This window comes from Actinomycetospora chlora, from assembly GCF_039542135.1.
Taxonomy (GTDB): domain Bacteria; phylum Actinomycetota; class Actinomycetes; order Mycobacteriales; family Pseudonocardiaceae; genus Actinomycetospora; species Actinomycetospora chlora.
This window is the reverse complement of sequence record NZ_BAABHO010000046.1, coordinates 1-14378: the sequence shown is the minus strand read 5'-3', so window position 1 is coordinate 14378 and position 14378 is coordinate 1. Positions and strand designations below refer to the sequence as shown.

At 75.9% G+C, this 14378-nt stretch carries 17 protein-coding genes; 4 read left to right on the top strand and 13 right to left on the bottom strand.

Annotation, left to right across the window (positions count from 1 at the left end; translation table 11 throughout):
• Positions 1-102: 102 nt before the first annotated feature.
• Positions 103-381: a hypothetical protein gene (locus tag ABD994_RS23445; RefSeq protein WP_345421024.1), complete on the bottom strand. Its 279-nt coding sequence runs from the start codon at positions 379-381 to the stop codon at positions 103-105.
• A gap of 186 nt (positions 382-567) precedes the next feature.
• Between ABD994_RS23445 and ABD994_RS23440 the strand changes: the two genes are divergently transcribed.
• Complete coding sequence (locus tag ABD994_RS23440) at positions 568-1446, top strand: enoyl-CoA hydratase-related protein (protein WP_345421021.1); 879 nt, start codon at positions 568-570, stop codon at positions 1444-1446.
• Positions 1447-1450: 4 nt separating this feature from the next.
• Here the strand turns inward: ABD994_RS23440 and ABD994_RS23435 are convergent, their stop codons facing one another.
• Genes ABD994_RS23435 through ABD994_RS23425 form a run of 3 tightly spaced genes read right to left on the bottom strand, consistent with a single transcriptional unit; the run spans position 1451 to position 3975 of the window.
• On the bottom strand, positions 1451-2107 hold the full coding sequence (locus tag ABD994_RS23435) for a winged helix-turn-helix transcriptional regulator (protein WP_345421018.1): 657 nt from the start codon (positions 2105-2107) through the stop codon (positions 1451-1453).
• Between the two features lie 57 nt (positions 2108-2164).
• Complete coding sequence (locus ABD994_RS23430; protein WP_345421015.1) at positions 2165-2836, bottom strand: response regulator; 672 nt, start codon at positions 2834-2836, stop codon at positions 2165-2167.
• The gene (locus tag ABD994_RS23425) at positions 2833-3975 is read right to left on the bottom strand and encodes a sensor histidine kinase (RefSeq protein WP_345421012.1); all 1143 of its coding nucleotides are present in this window, start codon (positions 3973-3975) and stop codon (positions 2833-2835) included. Before ABD994_RS23425 ends, ABD994_RS23430 begins: the two co-directional genes overlap by 4 nt.
• 168 nt (positions 3976-4143) lie before the next feature.
• Between ABD994_RS23425 and ABD994_RS23420 the strand changes: the two genes are divergently transcribed.
• Complete coding sequence (locus ABD994_RS23420; protein ID WP_345421009.1) at positions 4144-4866, top strand: hypothetical protein; 723 nt, start codon at positions 4144-4146, stop codon at positions 4864-4866.
• A gap of 112 nt (positions 4867-4978) precedes the next feature.
• Here ABD994_RS23420 and ABD994_RS23415 read toward each other — a convergent pair whose 3' ends face one another.
• From ABD994_RS23415 to ABD994_RS23390, 6 genes are all read right to left on the bottom strand, one after another.
• Complete coding sequence (locus ABD994_RS23415; protein ID WP_345421007.1) at positions 4979-5380, bottom strand: VOC family protein; 402 nt, start codon at positions 5378-5380, stop codon at positions 4979-4981.
• A gap of 34 nt (positions 5381-5414) precedes the next feature.
• On the bottom strand, positions 5415-6224 hold the full coding sequence (locus ABD994_RS23410; protein ID WP_345421005.1) for an enoyl-CoA hydratase: 810 nt from the start codon (positions 6222-6224) through the stop codon (positions 5415-5417).
• Positions 6225-6296: 72 nt separating this feature from the next.
• A complete protein-coding gene (locus ABD994_RS23405) occupies positions 6297-6983 on the bottom strand; it encodes a DUF4383 domain-containing protein (protein ID WP_345421002.1) in 687 nt (228 codons plus the stop codon).
• The gene (locus ABD994_RS23400; RefSeq protein ID WP_345420999.1) at positions 6980-7285 is read right to left on the bottom strand and encodes a hypothetical protein; all 306 of its coding nucleotides are present in this window, start codon (positions 7283-7285) and stop codon (positions 6980-6982) included. The genes ABD994_RS23405 and ABD994_RS23400 overlap by 4 nt, the downstream gene beginning before the upstream one ends.
• A 77-nt stretch (positions 7286-7362) precedes the next feature.
• Complete coding sequence (locus tag ABD994_RS23395; protein WP_345420996.1) at positions 7363-8160, bottom strand: histidine phosphatase family protein; 798 nt, start codon at positions 8158-8160, stop codon at positions 7363-7365.
• A 19-nt stretch (positions 8161-8179) separates the two neighbouring features.
• Positions 8180-9475, bottom strand: coding sequence for an alpha-hydroxy-acid oxidizing protein (locus ABD994_RS23390; RefSeq protein ID WP_345420993.1), 1296 nt, complete (start codon positions 9473-9475; stop codon positions 8180-8182).
• 70 nt (positions 9476-9545) lie between these two features.
• On the opposite strand from ABD994_RS23390, the gene ABD994_RS23385 reads away from it, so the two are divergent.
• Positions 9546-9995 carry a nuclear transport factor 2 family protein gene (locus ABD994_RS23385; protein WP_345420990.1) on the top strand — a complete coding sequence of 150 codons (450 nt, stop codon included), beginning with the start codon at positions 9546-9548 and terminating at the stop codon, positions 9993-9995.
• A gap of 8 nt (positions 9996-10003) precedes the next feature.
• On the opposite strand, the gene ABD994_RS23380 is transcribed toward ABD994_RS23385, so the two are convergent.
• Both ABD994_RS23380 and ABD994_RS23375 read right to left on the bottom strand, forming a co-directional pair.
• Positions 10004-10858 carry a vWA domain-containing protein gene (locus tag ABD994_RS23380; RefSeq protein ID WP_345420987.1) on the bottom strand — a complete coding sequence of 285 codons (855 nt, stop codon included), beginning with the start codon at positions 10856-10858 and terminating at the stop codon, positions 10004-10006.
• A 128-nt stretch (positions 10859-10986) separates the two neighbouring features.
• A complete protein-coding gene (locus ABD994_RS23375) occupies positions 10987-11883 on the bottom strand; it encodes an AAA family ATPase (protein WP_345420984.1) in 897 nt (298 codons plus the stop codon).
• Between the two features lie 141 nt (positions 11884-12024).
• Between ABD994_RS23375 and ABD994_RS23370 the strand changes: the two genes are divergently transcribed.
• Positions 12025-12873, top strand: a complete 849-nt coding sequence (locus ABD994_RS23370) for a mycofactocin-coupled SDR family oxidoreductase (RefSeq protein WP_345420981.1) — start codon at positions 12025-12027, stop codon at positions 12871-12873.
• Between the two features lie 6 nt (positions 12874-12879).
• On the opposite strand, the gene ABD994_RS23365 is transcribed toward ABD994_RS23370, so the two are convergent.
• Positions 12880-14378: LuxR C-terminal-related transcriptional regulator (locus tag ABD994_RS23365; protein WP_345420976.1), on the bottom strand; the 1499-nt coding region annotated here is incomplete at its 5' end.

Here is a 14378-nt window from a genome sequence, read left to right as displayed (position 1 = left end):
GCGCTGCGGGCGCCGGTAGTGGCTGACGACCCACCCCGACTCGCGCGCGTGACCGTGGACGAACGCCATGCCGTCCAGGAAACCACGATCCCGGGGCGGGAGTCAGCGCACGACGAAGCCCAGGCCGCGGCTGGCCGCGCACTCGCGGGCGCACGTGAGCACCCGCGCGACGTCCGCGTCGTCCGCCCGCTCCCCCGCCTCGACGACGACCGTCAGCGCGGCACCCACGCCGGCGCCGTTGATGACGCCGTGCAGCCGACAGCTCAGGGTCGCGGCGGCACGCGACCCGTCCGGCACGGTCACGACGATCTCGGCCGGGTCGGCGGTGGCGGTCGTGGCGGTGGTGTCGGTGGTGTCGGGGGTCGGGATCGCTGCGGTCACGGGTCCTCCTACGGCGCCGGGACGCCGGATGGGGCGGACGACCTCACCGTCGACCGGAATCCGTCTGTTCTACCCGTTCGGATGGCCCCGCACGCCCGACGACACCACCCCGTGACCCAACCGCCGTGCCCGGCACCCGCGGCAGTCAGGCTTGACCGTCCCGGTCGCGGACGCGAGGGTGCGGGGGTGCCGGACTTCGAGGAGATCGACTACTCCGTGGCCGACGGCGTCGCCACCGTCGTGCTGGACCGGCCGTCGCGGATGAACGCCTTCACCGGGCGGATGTGCGACGAGCTCGTCGCGGCCTGCGACGCGGTCGACGCCGACGACGCCGTCCGCGCCCTGGTGGTCACCGGGCGCGGGCGCGCGTTCTGTGCCGGCGCCGACCTCGGCGGGGGCGGGGGCACGTTCGACGACCGCGGCCGGGAGAAGGCCGCCCGCTACGGCGAGGTCGACGGGGTCGGCCGCGACCGCGGCGGCGTCGTGGCGCTGCGGTTCGCCGCGCTGCAGGTGCCCGTGATCGCGGCGGTCAACGGCCCGGCCGTCGGCGTCGGGGCGACGATGACGCTACCCATGGACGTCCGGGTGGCCGGCGCGTCGGCGCGCTTCGGCTTCGTCTTCGCGCGGCGCGGGATCGTGCCCGAGGCGGCGTCCAGCTGGTTCCTGCCGCGCGTGGTGGGCATCTCGCGGGCCATGGAGTGGGCGATGACCGGGCGGGTGTTCGGGGCCCGCGAGGCGCTCGAGGGCGGGCTCGTCACGCACGTCGTGCCCGACGAGGACCTGCTCGACACCGCCTACGGGCTGGCGCGGGAGGTCGCCGAGAACACCTCGCCGGTGTCGGTGGCCGTCACCCGCCACATGCTGTGGTCGATGCTGTCGGCGCCGTCGCCGTGGGAGGCGCACGCGCTCGACTCGCGCGCCGTGGTGGAGCTCGGCCGCGACGCCGACGCCGCCGAGGGCGTCACCGCGTTCCTGGAGAAGCGCCCGCCGGCGTTCCCCCTGCGCCGGACCCGCGACCACACCGACCTCGTGCCGGAGTGGCCGCGGCGCCCCGAGGGCCTCTAGGGGCTCAGGCCCACAGTGGCTCCGGCAGCCGGAACGTCCCGACGAACACGTCGAGCGCCGCGGGGTCGCCGGTGAGCTCGAGCAGGCCGTCCGCCTGCGCGTCGGCCACCGGGAGGCCCCGGTAGACCACGCCGGCCAGGACCGTCGGCGAGCAGCGGACGGTGGCGGCCGCGCCGGACACCTCGCCGCGCCGGATGTCGAGCTCGCCGCCGGCGATGCGAGCGAGGAACGGCTGGTCGTCGAGGACGAGCTGGAGGGTCACGTCGGTGCCGGCGGCGAGCTCCGGGTGGAACATCGTGCGCAGCGACAGGACGAACGAGTCGACCTTGATGCTGTCCGCCTCGGGCAGCGAGCGCGCGGCCCAGCGCCCGAGCGACTGGAGCACCGGCTCGAGCTCGAGGCCCCACTCGGTGAGCTCGTAGACCGCCGACGCCGCGGGCGGGGGCAGCCGGCGACGGCGCAGCACGCCGGCGTCCTCGAGCTCGCGCAGCCGCTGGGAGAGCACGTTCGGGCTCGCGTGCGGGAGCCCTACCCGCAGGTCGGTGAACCGCTTGGGTCCGAGCATCAGCTCGCGCACCACCAGCAGCGCCCACCGCTCCCCGACGAGGTCGAGCGCGTGCGCGGCGCCGCAGCCGTCGAAGTAGTCCCGTCGTGCAGCCATAGCGGCACCTTACCACCGGATACGTCTACCGACCTTCCGAGTTGCTTTCTAGGACCATCAGGGCTGGGCGCCGACGACCCCGTGCTCCCACGCCCACGCGATGAGCCGCGGGCGGTCGGGCAGGCCGAGCTTGTCGAGCACCCGGCCGAGGTGGGTCTTCACGGTGGTCTCGCCGAGGTGCAGCCGGGCCGCGACCTCGGCGTTGGACAGCCCGCGGGCGACCTCCGCGAGCACCTCGGCCTCCCGGGCGGTCAACGTGCGCAGCGCCGGCGGTGCCGCGGGGCGGGGGCGGCTGCGCGCGACGGCGGCGACGACGCGGGGCACCACCGCGGGGTCGAGCGCGCCCTGGCCCGCGGCGACCCGGCGCAGCGCGTCCAGCATGTCCTCGGGCGGCGCGGTCTTCAGCAGGAAGCCGGCCACCCCGGCGCGCAGCGCGGCCTCGAGCGTCTCGTCCTCGTCGAAGGTGGTCAGCACGAGCACGCGGGCGGGCGAGCCGGCCGCGGCGAGGGCCTCCGCCGCGCCGATCCCGTCGAGGCCGGGCATGCGCACGTCCATGAGGACGACGTCGGCGCGGGCCTCGAGCGCCGTGCGCACCGCGGCCCGGCCGTCGGCCGCCTCCCCGGCGACGACCACGTCCGGCTCGCCCTCGAGCAGCATCCGCAGCCCGGCGCGCACGAGCGTCTCGTCGTCGGCGAGCACGACCCGGATCGGGGTGATCGGGTCGCTCACGCGACCACGACCGGTGCGGGCGCCAGCGGCAGCGCCGCCTCGACGCGGTAGCCGCCGCCGTCGCGCGGACCGGCGTCGAGGGTGCCGCCGAAGAGGGCCGCGCGCTCGCGCATGTGGAGCAGGCCGTGCCCGCCCTCGGGATCGGTGGCCCCGGCCGGCCCCCGACCCCGGTCGAGGACGGTGATCACCAGCGCGTCCCGGCCGTGGGCGAGCACGACCTCGGCCTCGGTGGTGCCGGCGTGGCGCAGGACGTTCGTCAGGGCCTCGGCGACGATGCGGTACGCCGAGGTGTCCATGGCCGGGGCGAGCGTGGCCGGGGTGCCCTCCTGGCGGACGGTGACGGTGAGGCCGACGCGGCCGAGCTCCTCGACCAGCCCCTCGAGCCGGGAGAGCGACGGCGCAGGGTCTCGCGCATCGGGGTCGTCGCGCAGGGCGCCGACGACCCGGCGCAGCTCGTCGACCGAGCGCCGGCCGAGCTCCTCGACGGCGCGCAGCGCGTCCCCCTCGGGGGTGTCCTGCAGGCGCCGCCGCAGGACCCCGACCTGCAGGGTCATGACGCTGACGGTGTGGGCGACGGCGTCGTGGAGCTCGCGGGAGATCCGCGCACGCTCCTCGACGACGGCCAGGCGCCCGGAGCGTTCCCGCTCGGCGGCCAGGGCGGCCGCCAGGTCGCGCAGCTCCGCGCTGCGGCGCGCCTCCCGGCGCAGGAGCCAGCCGACGAGCCAGGCGCCGCCCATCGTCACGGCGAAGAAGAGGAACTCGAAGACCTGCTCGCCGGTCGCGACGAGTGCGCCCGACCCGCTCAGCGCGGTCAGCCCGGCGCCGGGAGCGCTCCACCGCGGCCGCAGCCGCCGGGCGGCCAGGCCGACGAACGCCATCATCACGATCAGGGTCGTCCCGCCGACGCCGGGGGTGTCCGGGTCGAGCGCCAGCTGCACGGGGTAGGCCAGCACGGCCGCGACCAGCCCGACCGCGGGCAGCAGCGGCGCGAGCGCGGCGCCCACCACCAGCAGCACCACCGGCACCACGAACGCCTGGGGCGGCGCGCCACGGTAGGTCAGCGCCTCGACGAGGCTCGCGGCCAGCACGAGCGCCGCGGCGACGAGACCGGCGAGGACGCGGGTCGGCACGGGGCCCATCGCGCGGAGGCTAGGCGCCGCGGACGTCCCGCGGGTCCTCCTGCGGGACGACCCCGGGTGGCCCACGGGACGAGGTGATCGAGCCCTGAACACGATGTGTGATCGTAGGCGGCTCCATAGCGTTCTGGTCATCGCTCGAACAGCGCAACCAGGACACGAGGAGCCACCATGAGCACCACCTCCGCCCCCACTGCCCCGACCACCGTCATCCCCACCGCCGCCGCGCACGCCGCTCCGGGCGCCTCGCCGCTGCGGATGGCCGCCGGCCTCGCCCTGGTCGCCTTCCCGGTCCTGTTCACGGCCGGGATCGCGACGTCACCGCCACAGGCCTCCGACGCGTCGCGGGACTACGTCGCGAGCCTCGGCGCCGACCCGACGCTCACCGCCCTGTCCGCCGGGCTCCTGCACTACTCGTGGGTGGCGTTCGCGCTCGGCGTGCTCGGGATCATCGGCCTGGTGCGCGGGCCGCGGGGCCGGGTCGTCGTGCCCCTCGCGGCGGTGGTGAGCTCGCTGTCGGCGATCCAGCTCTCCGGCCTGCTGCTCTACGACTTCTTCATCAGCGCCGCGGCGAACACCGTCCCGCTGGACCAGGCCACGACGATCTTCGACACGACGGTGGCGGACCCCTGGGTCGCGACGTGGCTGGTCAGCGGGCGCCTCGTCGGCTTCGTCGGCATCCCGCTGGTCGTGGCCGCCCTCGCCCGCGCCGGCGTCGTCAGCTGGTGGCTGCTGCTGGCGCCGGTGATCGGGTTCGCGAGCTTCGTCGTGCCGGTGCCGTTCGCGATCCTGGTCGGGATGTTCGTCTCGACCGCGCCGATGATCGTCGTCGGCGTCCGGCTGGTGCAACGGGCCTCGGCCCGCGTCCGCCGCGAGGAGCTCGCCGCCGCCTGACCCACCCCGCCCCGGACGACCGAACGGCGCTCTCGCTGCTACGGAAGCAGCGAGAGCGCCGTTCGTTCGTCGTGGTTCGCGGTGACCGGGCGAGCCGGATCGTCCGGACAGCCTAGGTGCCGGGGGCGATGAAGAACTCGAGGGCGATGTTGTCGGGGTCGCGGAAGGACACGCCCGACCCGTAGTGCGCCTTCTTGATGCCGCCGTGCTGGATGCCCAGCTCGTCGAGCCGGTCGCGCCACTGCTCGAGCTCGGCGGTGCCGGAGAGGGCGAAGCCCACGTGGTCGAGGCCCGTGCGGGTCTCGGCGAACCGGTCGCCGGACTCACGGCCCTGGTGGGTGTGCAGGCCGAAGAGCTGCCCGCCGTCGAGGGCGAAGACGGTGTGGTGGAACTCGCCGCCCTCCTCGTCCTCGTCGAGCACCGGGTCGGCGCCGAAGAGGCGGCTGTACCACTCGGTGCTGCGCTGCAGGTCCGAGACCGTGATCGCGACGTGCTGCAGGCCGGGGAAGGCCATGGGTCGGGCTCCTTTGCCCTCGAGGTGGGTGGTGCTAGTCCTGGTGCGTCCACTGCGGTGCCCGCTTGGCGAGGAAGGCGGACATGCCCTCCTGCGCGTCGCAGGTCATCGCGTTGGTGGCCATCGTCTCGCGCATCTGCTCGTACGCCGCGTCCTCGGGCAGGTCGACCTGCCGGTAGAACGCCTCCTTGCCGATGCGCAGCGTGACCGCGCTGGCGTCGGCGACCTTCGCCGCGAGCGCCCGCACGGCCCCGTCGAGCTCGCCGGGCGCGACGACCTGGTTGACCAGCCCCCAGTCGGCCGCCGTGGCGGCGTCGATCGTCTCGCCGGTGAGCAGCAGCTGCATCGCCCGCTTGCGCCCGATGGCCCGGGTCACCGCGACCATCGGCGTCGAGCAGAACAGCCCGATCTTGACGCCCGGCGTGCCGAAGACGGCGACGTCGGCCGCCACCGCGAGGTCGCACGCGGCGACGAGCTGGCAGCCGGCCGCCACGGCCACGCCCTGGACGGCCGCGATCACCGGCTGCGGCACGGCGTGCAGCGCGGTCATGAGCTCGGTGCAGACCGCGAAGACCTCGCGCTCCTCGTCGAGGGTGCGGTCGACCATCTCCGAGAGGTCGTGCCCGGCCGAGAACGCCGGCCCCTCCGCCCGCAGCACGATCGCCCGCACGCCCTCGCGGGCCGAGACGTCGCGCAGCGCGGCGGTCAGCTCGGTCATGGTCGCGACCGAGAGCGCGTTGCGACGCTTCGGGTTGTCGAGCGTCAGCACGGCGGTCGGGCCGTCGACCTCGATGCGCACGCCGGGGGTGGCGGTGGGGGCCGTGTCGACCGTGCTCGCACTCATGCGTCCACGTGTATCAGCCGGACGCACCACCCGACCAGGGCCGCGGGCGCCGCCCGTCCGACCGGAGAGGTCTCAGGCCGAGGTCGTGCCGCGCATCCAGCCCGCTCGACGCTCCTCGTGGGTGCGCAGGTGGTCGATCGCCGCGAGCCGCCGGCGCTGCTCGTCGGAGGCCGCGCCCTGGGCCAGCGCCCGCTCGGCCTGCGCCATCGCGGCGTCGGCGTCCGCCTCGGCACGCGACGAGGGCCGCGGCTGGCGGTGGGAGTCCTGTGGCGCCTCGGCGGCGTCGCCGTGGTCCTGGGGGTCGTCCGGGCGGCGCTCCTGCTTGTACGGGTTGTCGCTCGGCAGCTTCGCCGACAGCCGCCCGTAGGCGCCCGTGAACAGCAGCACGAGGCCGGCCGCGATCGAGAAGAAGACGTTGGGGAGCCGGAACGCGAGCACGTTGGCGCTGGTGCCGATCAGCCACAGGTTGACGAACGCCGAGACGAGGAACAGCGTCCCGACGACGATCATCACCGTCGAGGCGAGCCGCCCGCCGCGGATCGCGGCCGCGACGAGGACGACGGCGGTGACGATCGAGACGGTGGACAGGGCGCCGTTGGTGGAGAGGCCGAGCACCGGGGCGCCCTGGGTGTCGAAGAAGGCCAGCCCGCCGACGAAGCCGAGCACACCGAAGGCCGCGATGACGAGCGCCACCACCACGGCGCCGACGCGGTGGATCCAGACGACCCGCTCGCCGGAGCCGGCGGCACCCGCGCTCACCGCTCGCCCCGCTGGGCCTCGCGCTGGGCGTCGCGCCGGGCCTCCGCGCCGGTCTCGCCCGCGTACCCCTCGTCCAGACCCGCCGCGCGGCCGACGAAGACGTCGGTGTCGCCGGTGCCCGTGACCGACCCCTGGTCGCCCTCGTGCTCGGTGTGGGCCCCGCCGGTGACGCGCGACGCGGCGGTCCGCGGGTCGTGGCCCGCGTCGGACTCGTCGCCGGCCGACGCGGGCGACGGGCCGACGGGGCCGCTCTCGCCGGTCAGGCGGGCGCGGGCGCTGGCGAGGGTGTCGCGGAGGGACATGGACGGGCTCCCCGGGGTCTGGACAGCGTGACCCAGGGGAATCGGCCCGTCGCCGGGGACCGAAACACGCAGATCGCCTACCAGCGGTGCGCCGCGCGCTCCCCCGCGTCGAGGTAGGACGGGTCGAGCCAGGGCGGCAGCTCGGTGGGGACCTCGACGTCGGCGCTCTCGCCGCGGAACGTCACCGTCGCCCGCTTGCCGTCGTGGGTCACCTCGACGTGCTCGAGGTTGCGGGGCTCGCCGGGGTCGTGGCCCAGCGCGGCGGCCGCGAAGCCGCGCAGCAGGGCCGAGTGCGAGGACACGAGGGAGACGCAGCGGAGCGGAGCTCGACCGTCCGGGAGGGCGACCTCGGTGTCGTCGGTGCTGCCGTCGTCCAGGGCCCGGATGCCCGCCCACGCCCGGTAGGCGATGACCTGCGGCGGCTCGAAGTGCAGGCTGACGAGGTCCATCCAGCGGTCGATCGGGCCGCCGAGGCGCGAGCCCGCGCCGTAGTCGGTGTCGAAGCGGTCGTAGGCCCGGGCCCAGTCGGGGGCCGGCCCGTCCCCCTCCAGGCGGAGGCGGTGCTTCGCCACGCCCGACGACTCCCGCGCCGCGCCGTCGTGGAGGAACTGCAGGCTGTCGAAGCGCACGTCCGGCACCGGGTCGCCGAGGCGCAGGTCGTCGCGGCGGGCGGCGAGGACGTCGCGCAGCATCCGCGCGGTGGCCGTGGCCCGCGCCGTCGGGGCGTGGGGCATGGCGACCCGGCACCCGCGCGGCAGCTCGGCGGCCAGCGCCTCGGCCTTCGCGCGGCACTGCTCCTCGCCGTGCTCGGTGAGCCCGACGTCGTCGTAGTACCCGTGGGTCTCGCCGTGACGGATCAGCAGCACGCGGTGCACGCGCACCACCCTGTCGTGATCAGGCACGCGCCCGCGCCGCCGGTTCCGCCGTGCCGAACGGCGCGAGCTCGAGATCCGCGACGGTCCGGGCCCCCACGAGCGCCAGGGTGAGGTCGAGCTCGGCGAGCACGTCACGCACCACCTGCGCCACCCCGGCGGCACCGGCGATCGCGAGGCCGTAGGCGAACGGCCGGCCCAGGCACACCGCTGTCGCGCCGAGCGCCAGCGCGCGGGCCACGTCGGAGCCGCTGCGCACGCCGGAGTCGAGCAGGACCGGCGCCCGCCCGTCGACGGCCGCGACCACCCCGGGCAGTGCGTCCAGCGAGGCGACGCCGCCGTCGACCTGGCGGCCCCCGTGGTTGCTCACCAGCAGGCCGTCGACCCCGACGTCGAGGGCGCGGCGGGCGTCGTCGGGGTGCAGCACGCCCTTGAGCACCACCGGCAGCCGCGTGCGCGAGCGCAGCGTGGCGATGTCGTCCCACGACAGCGTCGGGCGCGAGTAGACGCGCAGGAACGTCTCCACCGCGGCCCGGGGCAGCGGCGAGCGCAGGTTGTCGGCGAACCGGCCGGGGTGGTGGCGGCTGATCTCGAGCAGCGTCCGGACGGCGGCGGGCGTCGGCCGCGGCGTCGGACGGGCCGGCCCCTCGGCGGTCTCCCGCGCGAGCCGGGCGAACACCGGGTCGGACGTGTACTGGGCGATCCCGAGGCCGCGGGCGAAGGGCAGGTGCCCGAGGTCGAGGTCGCGCGGGCGCCAGCCGAGCACGGTGGTGTCGAGGGTGACCACCACCGCCCCGGCCCCGGCGGCCTCCGCGCGCTGCAGGAAGCTGTCGACGAGGTCGTCGGAGGTCGACCAGTAGAGCTGGGACCACCAGCCCGCCGTCGCCCGCGGCGCGATCTCCTCCATGGGGAACCCGGCCTGGTTCGACACGATCATCGGCACGCCGGCGTGCGCGGCGCCCTCGGCGACGGCGAGGTCGGCGCGCCGGTGCACGAGGTCGAGCGCGCCGATGGGCGCGAGCAGCAGCGGGTGGTCGAGGCGGCGGCCGAAGAGCTCGACCGAGGTGTCGCGCTCCCCCACCCCGCGCAGCATCCGGGGGACGATCCGGTGCGCCTCGAAGGCGGCGCGGTTGGCGCGGACGGTCTCCTCGCTCCCGGCGCCGCCGGCGACGTAGGCCCAGGCCCGGCGCGACATGACCCGCCGCGCGCGGCGCTCCAGCGCCGGGAACGCCGTCGGCACCGGGGGGCGGCGCCCCGCGATCCCGCCCCGGTAGACCTCGTCCTGCCGCACCCGCCCGCTCGCCGCCACGGCGGGCATCCTCGCCCACCGTTCCGCCCTCCGCACCGCCGCTTGCCCCGGCACCCTCCCGGCGCACATCCTCGTGATCGTGACGGCAGCAGCGGGGACCACGGCCGCAGCCCTGGAGGCCACCGTCCGGGGCTACATGGACGCCTGCACGGCCGGCGACGCCGACGCGGTCGCCGCGCACCTCGCGCCCGACGCGCGGCACTACTTCCCGCCGGACATGTACGACGGCCCGTGGAAGGGCGCGCGGGTGATCGCGCAGCGCTGGGCCACGGCGGTGCGCGAGCGCGGCTCGTCGTGGACCGTCGACGCGATCGTCGTCGACGAGTCCCGCCGCCAGGCCGTCTGCGAGTGGACCCACCACAAGGGCTCGCTCGGGGTGATCCTGCGCGGCGCGGAGTGGTACGAGTTCGACGACGACGGGCTGATCACCGAGATCCGCGCCTACTACGCCTCGCCCCAGGCCGCCGGCTACGACCGCCTGGAGCTGGGCGGCTTCGACTACGGCGCCCGCGGCTACCCCTACGGCTGAGACCCGGCTCAGCCCGCGAGCAGCCGGTTGAGCGCCGGCGCCACGTCGCGGTGGGTCGCGACGGCGGCGAAGCGGCCGTGCCCGAGACGGGCCATGTCGCGGGCCAGCGGCGCGTCGTGCTCGCCGTCGGTCTCGCAGAGCACGTGCAGCTCGTCGAACCGGCGGGCGATCTCGCGGGGATCCGGGCCGGCGTTGTGCACGGCGTCGGTGAGCAGCACGGCGGTGCGGCGGCGCGCGGTCGCGCGGGCGAGCTCGGACCGCGCCACCGAGAGCCCGAACCCGACGTTGGTCAGGCCGCGGGCCGGGATGCGCACCAGCTGGTCGAGCAGCCGCGCGGGCGGCACCGGCTTCGCCGTGGTCGCGAGGACTGCCGCGTCGGACCAGAACGCGACGAGGCCGAGCGTGTCGTGCACGAGGTCGGCCGACAGGGCGGCGACGGTCGCCGCCGCGATCCGCACCTTCTCCCCGCGCATCGACCCGGACACGTCCACCACCAGCACCACCGCCCGCGGGGCGCGCATCCGCTCGCGGACGACGATGTCGGTGTCCTCGGGCACCGGGCGCTCGGCGAGCACCTCGATGGTGCGGTCCAGGTCGATGTCGTCGCTGCGGTAGCGGTAGGGCACCGAGAGCAGCCGGCCCGCGCCGCGCTCGGCCCGGGCGTCGCGGGGCCGCCGGCGCAGGGCCAGCCGGCGCGCGATCCGCTGGGCCATGGCCACGACCTCGGGGTCCGGCGCGCGGTCCTCCAGCAGCTCGTCGAGGCCGGCCAGGCGGGCGCTCTGGCGGGTGACCAGCACGCCCTGCCCGCCCGCCGGCTCGGTGTCGTCCCCCGATCCGGCGCGGGTGTCGCCGAGGTCGACCACGAGGGGGTCGGCGCCGTCGGCGAACAGCGCCGGCGCCTCGGTCAGCTGCTTGGGCCGGCGGCGCAGCGGGGCGAGACCCCGCCGGTCGCGGCCGTCGGGGGTGCTGACCGCGACCGCGTTGTCGACGCTCAGGCGGTGCGGACCCGGCGCCGCCCGCCGGGGGAGGAGAAAAAATGGTCCTCCCAGATCTGGGTGATCACCTCTTCCGGCGTCGCGTCGGAGGCCTCGTCGACGCCGACCCGCGCGGTCAGCGCCAGCAGGGCCGCGTCGAGCACCAGGCGCTCGCGCTCGGTGTGGCTGCCCAGCGCCGCCAGCTCGACCGCGATCGCCACCGTGTCGATCGCGCCGCGCACGCTCGACCCGCGGCGCAGCTCCGGGTGGTGACGGGTGGCGCGGGTGATCGCCACCGCGTCCGCGATCAGCCGCTGGTCGGTGGCCCCGGTGCGGACGGCGACGATGGCGGTCTCGTCGTCGGCGTCCTGGTAGCCGACCGCCAGCCGGCACCAGCGGTCGTAGACCGAGTCGGAGATGCGCGCCGTGCCGACGTTGTCGAACGGGTTCATCGACGCCAGCACCCGGAACGTCGGCTCCGCGGCGATCGTGCCGACGCGCGGCACCGCGACCTCCCGCTCGGCCATGGACGCGAGCAGGACGTTGAGGGTGTCCTCGGGGGCCCGGTTGAGCTCCTCGATGTAGAGGAACCCGCCCGAGCGCATGGCCTCGACGAGCGGGCCGGCGACGAAGTTGTCCTCCGAGTAGTCCTCGCGCAGGACCCGCGCCGGGTTGTGGTGGCCGACCAGGCGGGCCGGGGTGAGCTCGGCGTTGCCCTCGACCAGCACGAACGGGATCCCCCAGTTCGCGGTGATCGCACGCAGCATCGTCGACTTGCCGGTGCCGGGCGGCCCCTCCAGCAGGATGTCCCGCCCGGCCGTGACGGCGGCCAGCACCAGGTCCAGCTCGCGGCGGCGGCCGACCAGCGCGTCCCGGATCGCGTCGCGCCGGGCGGCGGGGTCGGCTCGTGTCACCCGGCCATCAGTACCAGCCCCACCCGCCACCAGACAAACGTTCGGCAGGTACGTCCGAACGCTCGATTGACCCGCTGTGCTGACCGCGATCACGGTGGAGGACGGGCCGGGCGACGGCGCCCGGCGGAGACGGAGGGCGTCATGGGCCGGGTCGAGGGCAAGGTCGCGCTGATCACCGGGGCGGCACGGGGCCAGGGGCGCAGCCACGCGCTGCGCCTGGCCCAGGAGGGCGCGGAGATCATCGCGGTCGACTCCTGCGAGGACGCGAAGACCACGCCCTACCCGCAGGCCCGCCGCGAGGACCTCGACGAGACGGTCCGCCAGGTCGAGGAGCTCGACCGCCGCGTGCTCGCCCGCGTCGCCGACGTCCGCGACCTCGGGGCGCTCCAGTCCGCGGTCGCCGACGGCATCAGCGAGTTCGGGCGCCTGGACATCGTCTCGGCCAACGCCGGCATCGCCTCGTTCGCGCCCGCCTGGGAGCTCACCGAGGAGACCTGGCAGGAGATGATCGACGTCAACCTGACCGGGGTCTGGAAGACCTGCAAGGCCGCCATCCCGGCGATGCTCGAGGCCGGCAACGGCGGCTCGATCGTGCTCACCAGCTCGACCGCCGGCATCGTCGCGTACGGCAACCTCGCGCACTACACGTCGGCCAAGCACGGCGTCACGGGGCTGATGCGCGTGCTGGCGGTGGAGCTCGCCCAGCACGGCATCCGCGTGAACTCCGTGCACCCGACGGTGGTGAACACCGACATGGTCCAGAACCAGGCGATCTACGACCTGTTCACGGGCGTCGAGGGCGCGACGAAGGAGCAGGCCACCGAGGCCTACAAGAACGTCAACGCCATCCCGATCCCCTGGCTGGACCCGGTCGACATCTCCAACGCGATCCTCTGGCTGGCCTCGGACGAGGCGCGCTACGTCACCGGCACCACCCAGGTCGTCGACGCCGGCGGCACACAGCCCTACCGGTTCCCGAACGTGGTCTGAGGGCGCTCACCATCCCCGGGCGCCCCGCGCGACGAGATGGGTGCGCGACGGCGCGTCGAGCTTCGCGAGCAGGTGCTCGACGTGCTTCTCCACCGTGCGGACGGACACGACCAGGCGACGTGCGATCTCGGGGTTCGGCAGTCCCTCGACGAGCAGGGTCAGGACCTCCATCTCGCGGCCGGTGACGGACCGTCCGGCCAGCGCCGCGGGCACGGCGGGCCCGGGGGTGCGCCGCGGGACCGGCTCGCCGAGGCGGCGCAGCAGGCCGCGGCAGGCCCCCGCCACACGGTCGTGCCCCTGCGCGCGGAAGTACGCCTCGTCCTCGCGCAGCCAGCGGGCGGGATCGCCCCAGCCCTCGGCGGCGGCGGCCTCGGCGACGTGGCGGCGCGCGAGGTGCCGGAAGGAGGGCATGGGGACGGGGAGGGTCATCGTCGCGTCGGCCGCCGCGTACCGGGCGGCGGCCTCCTCGGCGCACCCGCGGCGGCCCGCGGACACGGCCTCGGCGTAGCCGAGGTGGCCGACGGTCCACCGGGCGAGGTGCAGGCCGGGCAGGTCCGCCACCTCGTCGAGGGCGTCGTCGCCGCGCTCGAGGACGGCGAGGAGGACCCAGAGCGCCAGCGGTGGCCCGGAGGTCGTGTCGAGGCCGCGCCGGTAGATCGCGACGCTGGGATCGAGCACCGCGAGCGCACCGGGACGGTCCTCGGCGAGGAGGAGGCGGGTGGCGCGGGCGTGGCTCACCGCGGCCCGCACGTGGGCGTCCCCGTCCGCCGCGGCCAGCGCCGCGCGGCACGGCGTCTCGTGGTCCCCGCCCCGGCGGGCCGCGAGCAGGCCGCGCAGGGCGAGGACCATCCCCAGCACGGGCAGCTGCAGCGACCGGCAGAGGGCCTCGCACTCCCCCAGCAGCGCGTCGGCCGCCTCGTCCTCGTCGCGCCAGCAGGCGATGACGGCGCGGTGGAACGCGGAGAAGGCGACGAGGGCGACGGCGCCGTGGCGTCGCGCCTCCCCGCCCGCCCGCTCGGCCGCGCCGGGGTCCAGGCTCCAGAGCAGGTCCACGGTCGAGAGCTCGTGGAGCGCGTCCAGCCGCCGCAGCGGCAGGTCGTGCTCCTCGGCGGTGTCGAGGAGCTGCTCGAACAGGACGCGCGCTCCACCGAGGTGACGCCGCCGGACCAGCCGGCCGAGCAGTGCGAGCGCGGCGCACCGGGCGTCGCCCTGCGCCGCGGTGAGCACCGCGCGGGCCCGGTCCTCGGCCCGGTCGAACTCCTCGCGCCCGGCGGCGATCTCCGCGTCGAGGAGGTCGAGGGCGAGGTCGAGGTCCGGCCCGCCGGCCGCGGCGCGGGCGGCCCCGCTCTCCCGCTCGGCCTCGTCCCAGCGCGCGGCCGCCGCCCAGACCCGGGCGCGCCGGAGCCGGGCGGGCGCGGACATCGCGTTGGGCAGCAGGGCCGCGGCCTCGAGCGGGCGCCCCTGCGCGACGAGCACGTCGGCGAGCCGGTCGTCGGCCAGGCCGT

What these genes read in the sequence shown, in the direction of transcription:
- ABD994_RS23420 (WP_345421009.1), top strand. Translation starts at nt 4,144, where the DNA reads ATGAGCACCACCTCCGCCCCCACTGCCCCGACCACCGTCATCCCCACC.
- ABD994_RS23435 (WP_345421018.1), bottom strand. Translation starts at nt 2,107, where the DNA reads ATGGCTGCACGACGGGACTACTTCGACGGCTGCGGCGCCGCGCACGCG.
- ABD994_RS23400 (WP_345420999.1), bottom strand. Translation starts at nt 7,285, where the DNA reads ATGTCCCTCCGCGACACCCTCGCCAGCGCCCGCGCCCGCCTGACCGGC.
- ABD994_RS23425 (WP_345421012.1), bottom strand. Translation starts at nt 3,975, where the DNA reads ATGGGCCCCGTGCCGACCCGCGTCCTCGCCGGTCTCGTCGCCGCGGCG.
- ABD994_RS23415 (WP_345421007.1), bottom strand. Translation starts at nt 5,380, where the DNA reads ATGGCCTTCCCCGGCCTGCAGCACGTCGCGATCACGGTCTCGGACCTG.
- ABD994_RS23410 (WP_345421005.1), bottom strand. Translation starts at nt 6,224, where the DNA reads ATGAGTGCGAGCACGGTCGACACGGCCCCCACCGCCACCCCCGGCGTG.
- ABD994_RS23390 (WP_345420993.1), bottom strand. Translation starts at nt 9,475, where the DNA reads ATGCCCGCCGTGGCGGCGAGCGGGCGGGTGCGGCAGGACGAGGTCTAC.
- ABD994_RS23370 (WP_345420981.1), top strand. Translation starts at nt 12,025, where the DNA reads ATGGGCCGGGTCGAGGGCAAGGTCGCGCTGATCACCGGGGCGGCACGG.